Below are 14640 nucleotides of genomic sequence, written 5' to 3'. Positions count from 1 at the left end.
AAGATTCAAGATTCTGAGTACGCCGGGACCGAAGGGGCTTTATGACTGGAAAGGGATTCTGAACATGGCTCTGACTGCGGCAGTAGCCACAATCGTTTGGCCTCACATCTTTATGAGATGTTACATAGCAAAAAGCATTAAAAATTTCCGCGTCATGTCATGGGCGCTTCCGATTGCCTATGTTCTTCCGGTATTTGGCCTTGTAATTATCGGAACACTGATCGGACCGGCCGTTATGGGACCTAACTTTGCAGATCCGGACAATCTGCTTCCCACACTTGTAACTCAGTATTGTCCTCCGATTATCGCTTTCGTTTCCGTATTGTGCCTCTTCGCATTTGCCGTATCTACCGCAGATTCCTTACTTCTTTCAGCAAGTGCTCTGGCATCGAGAGATATTTACGTACGCCGTTTCTATGAATTAAAGGGGAAAAAGGCCGATTCCAGACAGACCGTATATTTTGGCCGTATCGTCCTTGTCGTTCTTATGATCGCATGTATTATTATTACAGCGACAAAATCTGCGTATATCACGGATTATGCGTATAAGCTCTCCTCTCCCTTCTTCGCAATGATCCTTCCGTGCAGCATCGGCGGCCTGTTCTGGAAACGGGGAACCAAGGAAGGGGCTGTCACAGGAACGGTTGCAGGCGTGATCGTGACCTTTCTGCTCACATTCTTTATTACACCGCCATTTGGTTTTTCCGCCCTCTTGTGGGGACTTACGATCAATACCGGCCTTTATGTGGGGGTCAGCCTGTGCACTACGGTGCCGGAGGAGATTATAGAAAAATATATTGTAAGAGTTGACGATATTATCGCGAATAATAAAAAAAGCAGTAAGAAAGCATTCGAACCGGAGGGAGTCGTTTATGAAGACAGCAAAGCTTACAAGACCAGGCCATATAGAGATTGTACAAACCCCACAGCCGACAATTGAAAAAGAGGATCAGGTGCTCGTCCGCGTAAAAGCGGTGGGTATCTGCGGGACGGACCTCCATACCTTTAAAGGGGATCGGAACGATATCGACTATCCGAGAGTCATGGGGCACGAGCTTTCAGGCATCGTAGAAGATACAGGCAAACATGTTACGAGAGTTAAGAAGGGGGACCGCGTCGTTTACGACCCGGTGAATTCCTGTGGAACGTGCAGAACATGCAGAAGCGGCCATGAAAATGTGTGCGGCAGCGTAAAATGTTTTGGAGTGCAGATGGACGGGGGCTTTCAGGAATATATTGTCGTCGAGGAAGACCACCTCTATCCGTTTAACGGTCCTGCCTCTTATGAATGCGCGGCTCTTGGGGAACCGTTTTCCATAGCGGCCAACATAACGGCGAAGGCCCAGGCTGAAACGGGTAACCGGGCGGTAATTTTTGGAGCGGGAACGATCGGAATTGCTGTGCTGTCCGTGTTGAAAAAGCACGGCGTCCACGTTCTTGTGAGTGATATCGCGGATGTAAAGCTTAAGATAGCAGAAGATTTTGGCGCGGATGTGACAGTGAACAGCAAAGAGAAGAGCCTGGAGGAAGCGGTGGAGATGTTTTCTCCAGGCGGCGTGGACGTGGTGATCGACGCCGTCGGTTATGCCTCTACATTTGAACAGGCCATAAAGCTGGCTGCGCCCTGCGGAAGGATCGTGGAAATCGGATTCGATGACAGGGAAGCACGCATCGCTCCCGGAATTATTACGAGAAAAGAGCTGACGATTGCAGGTTCCAGAATGAACTGCCATCGGTTTGAAACGGTAACCAGATGGCTGGAAGACGGAACGATTACGAGAAAGATGATTTCCGCAGTATATCCATTGGAAAAACTGCAGCAGGCGTTTGAAGATACTTTAACTAATGGAGACCATTGGCTGAAGACAATCATCAAAATAGATGATTAGGGCAGCGAAGTGAAAAATTATTAAGCAAAAAAGGAACTCGGACGATTAAACGATAGAAAGGGAAGGTGTACGGACTATGAAAGAATTAATGATTCGTCCCACTATATGGCAGTATGATACGGCAGCAGAATTTGCAAAGGAATTCCACATTGGAGCAGGAGATCTGGTAATTACAAACGAATATATCTATCAGCCGCATTTTGGAGGACTTGGACTGGAATGTGACGTACTCTGCCAGGAAAAGTACGGTGCAGGTGAACCCTCCGACGATATGGTAGAGGCTATGCATCAGGATATTACAAAAAAATATAAGAGAATTATAGCCATAGGAGGCGGTACGGTTATCGACATATCCAAGCTGTTTGCGCTGAAACATGTAAGCCCTGTAGACGATCTGTATGACGGTAAGCTTGAGATAATCAAAGATAAAGAGCTTGTTCTCGTGCCGACGACGTGCGGTACGGGGAGCGAAGTGACAAACATAGCAATTCTGGCTTTAAATAAAAGAGGAACCAAGAAGGGTCTGGCCGTAGACGAAATGTATGCGGACAGCGCCGTGCTGATCCCGGAGCTTCTGGAAGGGCTTCCGTTCCGTTTCTTTGCCACCAGCTCTATCGACGCGCTGGTTCATGCCGTAGAGTCCAGCCTGTCTCCTAAGGGAAATGAGACGACAAGAATGTTCGGATACCGGGCGATTGAAATGATCCTGAATGGATATAAGAAGATCGCGGAGGAAGGAGAATCGGCGGTGAGACCGCTGCTGAAGGAATTTCTGATGGCCAGCAATTATGCAGGGATTGCATTTGGAAATGCAGGGTGCGCAGCCGTCCATGCATTAAGCTACCCTCTTGGAGCAAAGTATCATGTGGCTCATGGAGAATCCAATTATGCTATGTTCACCGGTGTAATGAACAATTATATGGAAATAAAAAAAGACGGTGCAATTGCAGACCTCAACCGCTACATCGCCGGAATACTGGAATGTGATGAGGCGGACGTATATCCAAAGCTGGAGGAGCTTCTGGACCGGATTCTTCTGAAAAAGAAGCTGCATGAATACGGAATGACAAAAGAGGAGTTGGAAATATTTACGGATTCCGTTCTGGAAAACCAGGGCCGTCTGCTGGCCAACAATTTCGTGCCTCTTGACAGGGCCAGAATTTTGAAGATATACAAGGAATTATATTGATTTGAGGGAGGAAAAAAATGGGATATTCAACGGGGCTGGAGTAGCCGGGGAATGGTTGGATGCCATTATAGAAAATTCATTTGACGGCATTTATATTACCGACGGAAAGGCAAATACCATAAAGGCTAACCGGGCGTATGAAGTGATTACGGGATTAGCGCGCAGCGAAGTGGTGGGGCGTAATATGAAGGATCTTGTGAAACGTGGAATCATTTCGGAATCCGGTTCTATTATCGCGATAAGAGAGCGCCGTCCCGTCACGATACAGCAGGAATTTAAAACTGGAAGAAAAGCGCTTATTACCAGTACGCCCGTGTATGGAAAAGATGGAAGAATCGCTATGGTCATTACAAATGTCCGGGACCTGACGGAGATTTATAAACTAAAAGAAGAGGTGGCCAGAAAAAACGAGGAAGGCAGGAAGCTCCGGCAGGAGCTGGAGCATATCCAGAAGAAGCTTTTGAACAAAAAAAATATGGTGGCGGTAGACGAAGCCGCCCTGTCTGTTATTCTGCTGGCCGATAAGGTGGCGCCTATGGATTCCACTGTCATGCTGACAGGGGAAACCGGGGTGGGAAAAGAAGTATTTGCCGAGTATATCCACCAGAACAGCAGGAGAAGCGAGAAGGCATTTATACGTGTTAACTGCGGGGCAATCCCAGCCAATCTGATTGAAAGCGAATTGTTCGGATACGAGAAGGGAGCTTTTACAGGGGCGGATAAGAACGGAAAAATGGGCCTTTTTGAAGTGGCAGATCACGGCACTGTTTTTCTGGATGAAATCGGTGAATTGCCTCTGGAGCTGCAGGTGAAGTTGCTGCGGGTGCTGCAGGAACAGGAAGTAGAGCGGATCGGCGGAGTAAAGCCGATTAAGATCGACGTCCGTGTAATAGCAGCTACCAACAGGAACCTTGAGGAGATGGCAGAACAGAAGAAATTCAGAGAGGACCTCTATTACAGACTGATGGTCTTTCCTATACAGATCCCGCCGCTGAGAGAGCGGAAAAAAGACATCATTCCTCTGGCGGAAATGTTTCTGGGACGGCTGAACAGGAAATATGGATTTAAAAAACATTTTTCTGAAGGCGCGATCCGCGTGATGCTGGAATACGGCTGGCCGGGAAACATCAGAGAGTTGAAAAATATTGTAGAGCGGGCAGTCATTATCAATGAAAGCGAAGAAATTTCTCCATCCAGCCTTTCTATCATGCCCGGTCCAAAGAAAGAGCAGGAGCAGACGGTTTATTGTGAACGGGGGGATTTTAATCTCAAGTCGCTGTAGAAGCCATGGAAGAAGAATATATGGAACGCGCTTACATAAAGTATGGGAATGTGCGGGACGCAGCAAAAAGTCTGGGTATGACTCATGCTACCTTTGTCAGAAAAAGGCAGCGTTATGCGTCAGAGAAAGAGACGGCAGAAGGATAAATCTGTCGTCTCTTTTTCATTTATTTCTGCTTGTAAATACGAAGACAGATCAGAATAATCAACAGATCCTCGTGACGGGTAATCTCAAGCCCTGTCAGATTGGAGAATTCCTCCAGCCGGTTGCGTATCGTATTGTGGTGGAGGGATAAGATCCTGGCGGCTTCCCGAAAGTTGAAGCGCGTTTCGATATAGGCATTGAGCGTTTCAATAATGCGCTGGCGGGCCTGGGAGTCCATGGCGTCTATCGGAGAGAAATATTCTTTGTAAAAGTCCTTCAAATAAGGTTCGATCCCCGGCTGGGCTAGTAGGCAGGAACCGCCCATATCGTGGAGCAATATGACAGATTCTGCCGGAGGCATATCCAGTTTATCCATACAGCTGAGGATCAGTGCATGCTTCTGCGGAATATTCTGCCAGGACTCGGCGACAAAACCGATAATGGCGGAATAGGAAAAATCATGGAAGAATTCATAAAGGAGTTTTTTAATTTGCTGTCCTGATTTCCTCAAGTACTGTACGATCAAACTTCTGTCCTGAAGATCGGCAGAAACAGGGATCAGAAGATGAATCTGAAAATTGTTGTCCATACATCCGTGAATCCCATAACGCTGGTTTAGTTGATCGAAAAAATTAATTGCTGAAGGATTATAGATGGATAGTCTTTCCTCCAAGCAGGGAGAAGCGTGAAAGCGGGCGACAGCCGGGCAGTATATCATATTTGGATTGATTTGGAGTTTTACTGCGCTCTGAAAAGAAATATCGTTTACAGGCGTTTTTGCAGCAAAAAACTCATTGAGAAAATTGTTTTTCTTGAATATAAGATTTTTCAACTGACTTTTCCGGCTGCGTATAGCTTCCCGGACGAGCATCAGGGCGTATATCGTCTGGTTAAAAATGTTCGGCGTCATGGGAGTCGGGCTGCTGCCGAGAACGAGATATTGGTATTCCGGGATATTCAGCGGCGTGATCAAAAGGTGAACATCAGGATTGCTCTGGCAATAATAGCGGACAGAACCATTTTCCGACATCAGAAGAGAAGCCTGCTTCAGCTTTGACAAGGTTGCTTCATTGATCTCCATAGGAAAGGGAATATCCGTCGGACAGCTTTGGCAGGAAAAATCTTTTTCTGAAATGACATACAAAGGGTAGCGCAGCAGTTCATGGGCGATGTTCAGGGCATCGGTTATGGATTGGCTTTTTTGAAGAAGGGTGACCAGGTGGTCGTATACGATAAAGAAGTCGGAATTGTTTTCAGAAGCAGTAGAAATATTGAGCAGCAATGGAAAAAGCAGCTCATGCCAAGAAAACTTATTCGGAATAAACAGGAGCGGAAGAGAGTATGCGTCCGCCAGCTCCCTTGCATTCGCCGGGATCGCATGTATGTATCGGAAAATTTTGATTCCAAGAGCGGCAGCCCCATGACGATGTAGTTCTTCGATTACATTGACCATGATCTCAGGATTGTTGACAAAGATATATCCCGAACTGAAGCAGAATTCTCCTTCACGCACAAAACGGACGGAATCAGGGGCATCGAGAATTCCTGAAAAACGCACTTCATTGTTTAAACCAGCGGCGCCGGCGATCACCTGCATTTCATTAAAAGGCTTCGAAAGAAGCAGATCAGATACAGTAAAATTCATATATATGTCCTCCCATCTAAAAGTCGTCAGTGACCATTGCGGATTTCTTTCAAAATCTTGATAAGAGGGGAAAGTGTGGGAGGAGAGTCAAATTATCATACCATATAACGGCACTATTATAATGGTCAATGAATTTGAAAGCGGCGTATTGTATCATATTGACATGGCCGGAGTCAATATGAGAGGAAATAAATAAAATATAAACATATTATAAATCACTTTTACGAAAAAAACATTAATAAATGCATAAAATCAATATCCAATATTGGTAATTAAAAGAAAAAGTAGACAAGGAGGCAAAATGAGAGACTTAGTTGTTCTGGAACAGGAAAAAGAGATCACTCAGCTGGATGGAAGAACCGTATGCTGGCTGCAGATGGCGAGTCATGATGGAGGCGTTAAATTTTCTTCCATCTGTACATGTGTATATGAACCGGGAAAGTATGCCAGGCCGGCACACTCTCATCCGGGCGGAGAGGAGACGATCTATGTAATTTCAGGAAAAGGAAAAGTGAAGATTGGGAAAGATATCTATGATCTTTTACCTGGTTCGCTAGCATTTTTTCCACAGGGAGTTCCCCATATGGTAGCGAATACGGAAGCGGAGCCGCTTCATATCGTATGCTTTTACGCTCCAGGCGGGGAGGCGGCCAAATATCGGTTCCATGAGGATTTTACCTTTCCGGGGGTTACAGATAAAGAATAAAAGAAGCGGCAGTGATGAAAATTGAGCGATGCAGCAGGGAGATGATCGAATGAAAGCTCTTTTAAAGATGAAAGCAGGAGAAGGGAACGTGGTCCTGAAAGAAGTCCCAAAGCCGGTGCCGGGAGACCAGGAAGTATTGATCCGGGTAGCGGCGGCAGGCATATGCGGAACGGATATTAAGATTCTTCATGGGCAGGCGTGGAGCAATCCGCCGGTCGTTCTGGGACATGAGTACTCAGGGACCGTGGAAGCAGTTGGGAAGAATGTTACAAGTGTCGTTCCGGGGGACAGGGTTGTGTCGGAGACGGCACAGCAGATATGCGGAACCTGTGAATTCTGCAATACCGGCCATCAGCTGATGTGCAGGCAAAGGCTGTCGATCGGATACGGGGTGGACGGGGCGTTTGCGGAATACATAGCGGTGAGAGAAGGAATCGTACATAAAATACCGGATGAACTATCTTTTGACATGGCGGCGCTCTGTGAACCGTTTGCCGTAGCCCTTCATGGAACATGGGATACGGGAGAAATACTCCCTACAGATAAGGTGCTGGTCATGGGGCCGGGGACGATCGGCCAGCTGGCCGTACAGGCGGTGAAGGCAAAAGGGGCGCAGGTGATTCTGGCAGGTACGCCAAGGGATAGGGAACGGTTGAAAATCGGAGAGGATCTGGGCGCTGATTATACGTGTACGGATATTTCCATGGACCGGATCATGGAGCTGACGAATGGGAAAGGCGTGGACGCCGCCGTAGACTGTACGGGAGCTGCGCCGGCGGTCAGGAATGCCATGCAGGCGCTGAAAAACAGGGGAAGAATGGTTCAGATCGGGCTGACGAGCCGGAACATGGAGATCGAATATGGGCTTTTGACACAAAAGGAAATTTCAATTATTGGTTCATTTGGCCACCAGTGGCACAACTGGGAACAGGCGATCAGCCTGATGGCCTCCGGGAAAGCCAGGATAGGAGAGCTGATTACGGGCCGGTATGAACTGGAAGAATGGGAAACTGCCTTTGAGGAGATGGAAAACCAAAAAGGAATAAAAATATTAATATATCCAAATGGAAGGGAGAAGAAAACATGAAAAGAAATTTAATGAGACTGGCCAGCGCGGCAATGGCAGTTGCGATGACGGCGACAATGGTGAGCGGCTGTGTGAAAAGCGCCCCTGAGCAGGCGGCGGACACAAAAGAACAGACAGAGGCGCAGCAGGCGGCGGCTCCGGCAGCACAGCACGACGGGGGAGACGTGAAGATCGGTTTCGTATGGCCGCTGACAGGCGGCAGCGCAACCATAGGCCAGCAGCATAATGACGGCGCTTTAATGGCGATTGAAGAGATCAATGCCAACGGCGGAATCAAATCCATGGGCGGGGCCAAAATCATCCCTGTAGTGGCCGATTCGGAGACGAAACCGGACGTAGGAGCGAATCAGGTAGAACGCCTTGTAACAGATGAAAACGTATCGATTGTAATCGGCTGCTATAACAGCGCCGTCTGTTTCCCGGCTGCCGAGGCTTCCGAGAAGCTGTCCACACCGTTTATCAGCCAGGGCGGCGTAAAGAATGAGATTACGGAGCGGGGATATAAATGGGTGTTCCGCGTAAACAATAAAGCGACATATGACGTGCTTGAAATGCTGAAGGGCATCGATGTTATTTCAGAGGCAAAGCAGATGGAGCCAAAGACGTACGCCCTGATTTATGAATCGACGGACTGGGGCTCAGACAATGCGAAAATCTGGAAGGAAGAAGCAGATAGCGAGGCTGGGAATGTGTAGTGGATGAAGCCGTCACGACAGGAACATCCGATATGAGTTCACAGATATCCAAAATTAAAGCGGCAAATCCTGATGTTATCAACGTTTCCTTCTACACGCCGGAAATGATCATTTTCGACAAAGCCCTTATGGCGAACAAAGTGAATCCTCCGTTTGGCGTATGGAGCGTAGGCGGGGGTAACCAGGACCCGGCATACTTTGACAGCGTTGACGCTTCCGTATATGATTATCATTTCGTGCAGGAAGACTGGAACGTATCCATGCCTTATCTCTATGACTGGGCAGGGGAATTGAATGAAAAGGTGAAGGCTGAAAAGGGCTATGGGTTAAACAGCTTCTTCGCTCAGGGCTGGACGGCTGCATATGTAGCGTATGACGCGTTAGAAGCGGCCGGTTCTTCCGACAAAGGCGCTATCAGAGACGCCCTTGCAGGCCTGGAGCTGACGTTAAACGAAGACGACCACACCCTCCTTTCCGGCTATCCAGGACTGAAATTCGATGAAAACGGCCAGAACACCATGTCTACCGGTACTATGGTACAGTACCAGAAAGGCGTTGCGATTCCGTTCTCACCGACGAGCAACCTTCTGCCGGGATATTCCCTGGATGATATCATCGTACCAATTCCGGACGATTTTGCAGACAGGGGCAAGGATGCCAAACCGTGGGGTACACCTCCGGAAGTGAGACAGTAAATAAGCGACATAAAAGTCAGGATTTCTAAATACTGTGGGTGCTGCATTTTTCTTTGCAACACCCTCATTGTAAAAATTGGAGGGGAAATATGCTAGGACGAGTACTGCTTTCCATTCCGCAGGGACTGCTTCAGGGGGCTTCTTACGGGGCTATTGCCCTTGGGCTGAGCGTGATTTTCGGCGTATCAAGAGTGACGAATTTTTCTCACGGCGCGCTGCTCATGGTCTCTGCGTATCTGTACTATGAATTGTTTACGAGATTCGGGTTGGACCCGTATCTGAGTATTGTCGTCGTAGCGCCTATTATGTTTGCGGTCGGCTACGCAATACAGAAAGCGCTTGTAACACCGATTCTCCAGAGGGAGAAGGGGACGACGCAGGATCCGACGAGCTTGCTTTTAATTACTCTGGGACTTGGATATGCCATACAGAATCTGTTTACCATGATGTATGGTTCTAATTATAAAACTCTGAATTCAAAGGCCAGCGAGTCCTACTTTACAGTGGGAGACGGACTTTTTGTCACTCAGTGGTCTAAGGTGATCGCTTGTATCGTCAGCTTTCTGCTGGCAGGGGCCTTATGGTATATCATCAACCGGACGGAGCTGGGCAAGAAAATCCGCGCCGTTTCACAGAATAGGGATGCGGCGGCTCTCTGCGGAATCAATGTGTATCATGTATACGGAATTGCCTTTGGCCTGGGGGTCGCAGCCGTTTCCGTGGCAGGGGCCAGCCTGGCTCAGTATTATTTTATACAGCCGGATATCGGAACCGTCTTTGCCACGAAATCATTTATGATCGTTGTGCTGGGAGGCCTTGGAAGCATTCCGGGAGCGCTCATCAGCGGAATTATCTTCGGATTGATCGAAGTGGTCGGAGCACAGTTTGTTACAAGCTCTTCAGCACAGATGTTTTCATTTCTGCTGTTCATAATCGTATTGTTCATCAGGCCGGCCGGTCTGTTCGGCAGGAAAAAATAGGCGGAGGTAAAAGATGGAGGGAAGCATACAAAAAAGAAGTTTTATTGAGGGAAAACGGTTTGCTGTTCTGGGATTTCTGCTGCTCCTTATCATGCCTTTCATGATGGGAACGTACTACCAGAGCATTATGATACTCATTTTGTTTTACGCATTCTGCGCAACGGCATGGAACGTGGTCTGCGGCCTGGTGGGAGAGCTTTCCCTGGGGCATTCTCTGTTCCTGGGGCTTGGAGCATATATTTCCACGATCCTGCTGCGGGACTTATCCCTGACGCCATGGATCGGCATGCTGATCGGAGCCGCGGTCACATGCGCGGTGGGCGTACTGATCGGATACCCATGTTTCCGGTTGAGCGGGCCGTATTTCGCGCTCACTACCATAGCACTTACCAACCTGGTAAAAATATGGGTGGAAAATAATGAGTATTTCTTTGGGATCGACGTCAAAGGCTCTATGGGACTTTTGCTGGAGCAGACGGGAAACCAGCCGATCGCCTTTGAATTCGGGAGTAAACTGACGTACTACTACATCATGTTCGTTTTTCTGGTTATTGCCCTCTTTATCATGCACAAGGTAAAGAGCAGCAAGATGGGATATTACCTGACGGCAATCAAGACATCGCCTGAGGCTGCGGAGGCCATGGGCATACCGATCCGGCGCTATAAACTGATGGCGATGGCGGTCAGCTGCGCACTGATGGCAGTAGGCGGAACATTTTACGCGCAGTATTACAGGTATGTCGGGCCGACCAGAATATTTGGAGAAGATCTGGCTATACAGATCGCCATGATCGCCCTCGTAGGCGGTTCGGGAAAAACATTCGGTCCCCTGATTGGCGCGGTCATTTTGGTTCCGGTAACGGAGCTGCTGTCCAAACAGTTTGGAGGCGTTCTTCCGGGACTGCACCTGTTCGTATACGGTATCGTCATGATATTTGTGGTGTTTTTCATGCCGAAGGGAATTTACGATATCGTGACAGGATTTTTCAAGAGACTGGAAAGCAGGATATTTCATCCGTCTGTAAAGGGAGCGGGAGGTGATTCATAATATGGCGGCAATCATTAAACTGGAGCATGTGACGAAACGATTCGGCGGTCTGAAAGCCGTATCTGATTTCAGTGGGGAAGTGGAAGAAGGGACGATTGTAGGTCTGATCGGACCCAACGGAGCGGGAAAAACGACGCTTTTCAATATGATGGCAAATACCTTTCATCCTACGGAAGGGAAGATTACATATCTGGGCGAAGACATCTCGAACCAGAAGACAGAGAAAATGGCCCATATCGGGCTGGCGCGGACGTTTCAGGTTACGAAGCCATTTGGGGAAATGACGCTGATTGAGAATATCATGGTCGGTTCCTTCCTCCATACGAGCCACGTAGGGGAAGCGGAGCGGCTGGCCGAGGAAGTATACCGTTTTGTCGGTGTTTCGGCGGAAAAGGACATGAGGCAGAGGGCGGACAGCGCAACGACGGTAACGCTAAAAAAGCTGGAAATAGCCCGGGCTCTGGCTACAAAGCCGAAACTGCTTCTGCTGGATGAAGTCATGGCAGGCTGTAATCCCCAGGAAAAGCTGGAATTAGTGGAGGTATGCAGGAGAATCAGGAATTCCGGCGTTACGATCCTGATTATAGAACACGACATAAAGACGATTATGTCCCTGTGCGATAAGATTTTTGTTTTGAATTACGGAGAGAAGCTGATGGAAGGAACTCCGGATGAGGTAGGAAACGACAAACGTGCGATCAGCGCATATTTGGGGGAGGATTTTGCCAATGCTTAATGTGAAAAATGTGACAGCAGGGTATGACAAACTGCGGATTGTCAACGGAATTACGATTGAGATTCCGGACAGGACGATTGTCTCTATCGTCGGGGCAAACGGCGTAGGCAAGACGACTCTGATAAAGGCCATTGTGAGCCAGATTCCCGTAATGAGCGGGCAGATCATATTCGACGGAGCGGATATCACAAAAATGCCGACGAATGGGATCAACGATACCGGTATCACGCTGGTTCCGGAAGGAAGGCAGCTGTTCGGCCATATGACTGTAGAGGAAAATCTGGATATCGGCGCCTGTACGAAAAAGAGCAGGCCGTTCCGGGAGAAAAATAAAGAGGAAATGTACAGAATATTTCCGCGGTTGAAGGAAAGAGCCAAACAGATGGCAGGCTCTCTTTCCGGAGGCGAGCAGCAGATGGTGGCTATGGCCAGGGCCATGATGTCCGACCCGAAGCTGGTGATTATGGATGAGCCGTCCTGGGGGCTGGCTCCTATCCTGGTTGCGGAGATGTTTGAGACGATTGAACGAATCCGTGAAAAGGGGGCGGCTGTTCTTCTGGTGGAGCAGAACGTGTCGAAAGCCCTTCAGATCTGCGACTGGGGTTATGTAATTGAGCACGGAGAAGTGTCTATGGAAGGAAAAGGCGATGAATTGTTAAGGGACGAAGGGCTGAAGAAAGCGTATCTGGGAATTTAGGAAAAGGAGGCAAAAGGGGATGTCTTATAAAGAGGATATGACGGAACTGAAAAAATTTTCAAAGCGGATACAGATAGAAACGGTGAAAATGATCGGCGGACTGGGAGTAGGCCATCTGGGAGGCTCTTTGTCCATAGCAGATCTGCTGTCCGTGCTGTATGGGAAACAGATGAAATACAGGGCAGAAGAGCCTGACTGGACGGGAAGGGACTGGCTCGTGTGCTCCAAGGGCCACGCGGGGCCGGCCGTCTATTCGGCCCTGGCGCTGAAGGGATTTATGCCAATGGAAGAATTAAAGACATTAAACCGTCCGGGCACGAATCTCCCCAGCCACTGCGACAGGAACAGGACGCCCGGAATCGATATGACCACTGGCTCCTTGGGACAGGGGGCTTCGGCTGCAGCCGGAATTGCTCTCGGGTTTAAAATGAAGGGCATGGATAACTGGGTCTACCTGATTTTAGGAGACGGAGAAATCGATGAAGGCCAGGTCTGGGAAATGGCCCTTTTTGCAGGACACAGAAAGCTGTCCAATCTGATCGCGTTCGTAGACCACAATAAGCTTCAATTGGACGGGCCGACGGCCGATATTTGTGATCTGGGGGACATTGCCGCGAAGTTCCGGGAATTCGGTTGGTTTGCCCAGACGGCCGACGGCCATTCCCAGGAGGAGATCGATCAGGCGGTTGAGAAGGCCAAGGAACAGAATGAAAAGCCGTCTATGATCGTACTGAATACGGTGAAAGGACACGGATGGAGCAGGATGGAAAACCAGCTGGGAAGCCACTGCCCGTCTCTTGACAGCAAACAGACAGAAGAGGCTGTGGAAGAAATGGAAGCTGCTTTAAGGCAATTGGAGTTGGAGGAGGTAGAGGGATGAAGATAAAGCTGGAACAGGAAATTTCCGCTGAGAAGCAGGAGATGAGAAAGGCTTTTTGCGATACGCTTCTTGAACTGTCGGAATATAATAAAAATATTGTGGTGATGGACGCGGATCTGATGGGAGCCATGGGAACAAAGCCTTTTGCCGAAAAGTACCCCGAAAGGACGATCGACTGCGGGATTCAGGAAGCCAATATGATCGGCGCAGCAGCAGGACTTTCCGCCGTGGGAATGATTCCTTTTGCCCATACATTCGGAGCCTTTGCCTCCAGAAGGGCCTTTGACCAGGTGTTTTTATCGGGAGCTTATGCGAAAAGCAATATCAAGGTGATCGGCTCTGATCCTGGAATCACGGCTCAGATCAACGGGGGAACCCATATGCCGTTTGAAGATATGGGGCTCATGTGTTCCGTACCGGGCATGACGGTGATCGAGCCGACGGATATTGCCATGCTCAGGTGGGCTCTGAAAGAAATGGCCGGTGCTTACGGCATGCATTATATGCGCCTGGTGCGAAAATCCTGCATGAAGATTTACCAGGATGGAAGTCAGTTCGACATGAACCGGGCGGTGACCTTGAAGGATGGGACGGATGTCACGGTTATAGCCAGCGGCTACTGTGTCGCAGAAGCCATTAAGGCAGGAGAGATTCTGAAAGGCCGTGGCATCGATGCGAGGATCATCAACGTGTTTTGCTGGAAGCCCATCGACCAGGAGACGATTATCAATGCAGCTATAGAGACGGGAGCGGTCGTTACGGCGGAAAACCACAATGTGATGACAGGACTAGGGGCGGCTGTGGCGAACGTGATCGTAAAGAACCGGCCGGTGCCCATGGAGATGGTAGGCGTTCAGGATGAATTCGGCGAGGTGGGATTTGTGGATTATCTGAGCGAACGGTTCGGCCTGAATGCGGAACATATTGTTAAGGCGGCTGTAAAGGCTGCGGCAAGAAAGGGGTGAGC

Annotated in this window: 17 protein-coding genes; 16 read left to right on the top strand and 1 reads right to left on the bottom strand. The window is 48.8% G+C overall.

The annotated features are described in order from the left end of the window. The 5 genes from DXA13_RS07005 to DXA13_RS21600 form a co-directional block, all read left to right on the top strand. Positions 1-940: hypothetical protein (locus DXA13_RS07005; RefSeq protein ID WP_347559737.1), on the top strand; the 940-nt coding region annotated here is incomplete at its 5' end. Further along, a complete protein-coding gene (locus tag DXA13_RS07000) occupies positions 873-1889 on the top strand; it encodes an alcohol dehydrogenase catalytic domain-containing protein (protein ID WP_118242821.1) in 1017 nt (338 codons plus the stop codon). The genes DXA13_RS07005 and DXA13_RS07000, both read left to right, overlap by 68 nt. Positions 1890-1965: 76 nt before the next feature. Then, positions 1966-3078: a 4-hydroxybutyrate dehydrogenase gene (locus DXA13_RS06995; RefSeq protein WP_118242819.1), complete on the top strand. Its 1113-nt coding sequence runs from the start codon at positions 1966-1968 to the stop codon at positions 3076-3078. A gap of 1 nt (position 3079) precedes the next feature. After that, a complete protein-coding gene (locus tag DXA13_RS06990) occupies positions 3080-4360 on the top strand; it encodes a sigma 54-interacting transcriptional regulator (protein WP_243009012.1) in 1281 nt (426 codons plus the stop codon). A 20-nt stretch (positions 4361-4380) separates the two neighbouring features. Further along, positions 4381-4506, top strand: coding sequence for a hypothetical protein (locus tag DXA13_RS21600; protein ID WP_243009011.1), 126 nt, complete (start codon positions 4381-4383; stop codon positions 4504-4506). A gap of 20 nt (positions 4507-4526) precedes the next feature. Here the strand turns inward: DXA13_RS21600 and DXA13_RS06985 are convergent, their stop codons facing one another. Further along, on the bottom strand, positions 4527-6149 hold the full coding sequence (locus DXA13_RS06985) for a PucR family transcriptional regulator (protein WP_118242817.1): 1623 nt from the start codon (positions 6147-6149) through the stop codon (positions 4527-4529). Positions 6150-6222: 73 nt separating this feature from the next. Between DXA13_RS06985 and DXA13_RS22365 the strand changes: the two genes are divergently transcribed. The 11 genes from DXA13_RS22365 (at position 6223) to DXA13_RS06935 (ending at position 14638) form a co-directional block, all read left to right on the top strand. Further along, positions 6223-6345, top strand: a complete 123-nt coding sequence (locus DXA13_RS22365) for a hypothetical protein (RefSeq protein ID WP_278287033.1) — start codon at positions 6223-6225, stop codon at positions 6343-6345. Positions 6346-6450: 105 nt separating this feature from the next. Beyond that, positions 6451-6855, top strand: coding sequence for a cupin domain-containing protein (locus DXA13_RS06980; protein ID WP_118242815.1), 405 nt, complete (start codon positions 6451-6453; stop codon positions 6853-6855). 49 nt (positions 6856-6904) lie between these two features. Then, positions 6905-7942, top strand: a complete 1038-nt coding sequence (locus DXA13_RS06975) for a zinc-binding dehydrogenase (protein WP_181995554.1) — start codon at positions 6905-6907, stop codon at positions 7940-7942. Further along, positions 7939-8637 carry an ABC transporter substrate-binding protein gene (locus DXA13_RS22360; RefSeq protein WP_118242810.1) on the top strand — a complete coding sequence of 233 codons (699 nt, stop codon included), beginning with the start codon at positions 7939-7941 and terminating at the stop codon, positions 8635-8637. The genes DXA13_RS06975 and DXA13_RS22360 overlap by 4 nt, the downstream gene beginning before the upstream one ends. Further along, positions 8637-9332, top strand: a complete 696-nt coding sequence (locus DXA13_RS22355; protein ID WP_118242807.1) for an ABC transporter substrate-binding protein — start codon at positions 8637-8639, stop codon at positions 9330-9332. The genes DXA13_RS22360 and DXA13_RS22355 overlap by 1 nt, the downstream gene beginning before the upstream one ends. 89 nt (positions 9333-9421) lie before the next feature. Further along, entirely contained in the window at positions 9422-10312 is an 891-nt protein-coding gene (locus DXA13_RS06960; RefSeq protein ID WP_118242805.1) for a branched-chain amino acid ABC transporter permease, read from the top strand. Positions 10313-10325: 13 nt separating this feature from the next. Beyond that, on the top strand, positions 10326-11360 hold the full coding sequence (locus tag DXA13_RS06955; RefSeq protein WP_118242803.1) for a branched-chain amino acid ABC transporter permease: 1035 nt from the start codon (positions 10326-10328) through the stop codon (positions 11358-11360). Between the two features lies 1 nt (position 11361). Then, positions 11362-12096: an ABC transporter ATP-binding protein gene (locus tag DXA13_RS06950; protein WP_118242839.1), complete on the top strand. Its 735-nt coding sequence runs from the start codon at positions 11362-11364 to the stop codon at positions 12094-12096. Further along, positions 12089-12793, top strand: coding sequence for an ABC transporter ATP-binding protein (locus DXA13_RS06945; protein ID WP_118242801.1), 705 nt, complete (start codon positions 12089-12091; stop codon positions 12791-12793). The genes DXA13_RS06950 and DXA13_RS06945 overlap by 8 nt, the downstream gene beginning before the upstream one ends. A gap of 19 nt (positions 12794-12812) precedes the next feature. Further along, complete coding sequence (locus DXA13_RS06940; protein WP_118242799.1) at positions 12813-13673, top strand: transketolase; 861 nt, start codon at positions 12813-12815, stop codon at positions 13671-13673. Then, positions 13670-14638 (top strand): transketolase C-terminal domain-containing protein, encoded by a 969-nt coding sequence (locus tag DXA13_RS06935; protein ID WP_118242797.1) that lies wholly within the window; start codon positions 13670-13672, stop codon positions 14636-14638. The genes DXA13_RS06940 and DXA13_RS06935 overlap by 4 nt, the downstream gene beginning before the upstream one ends. Positions 14639-14640: the final 2 nt, after the last annotated feature.

It is taken from the genome of Clostridium sp. AM58-1XD, from assembly GCF_003464085.1.
GTDB lineage: Bacteria > Bacillota > Clostridia > Lachnospirales > Lachnospiraceae > Lachnoclostridium_A.
The sequence above is the reverse complement of the archived record's forward strand: the minus strand, read 5'-3'. Positions and strand labels throughout refer to the sequence as shown.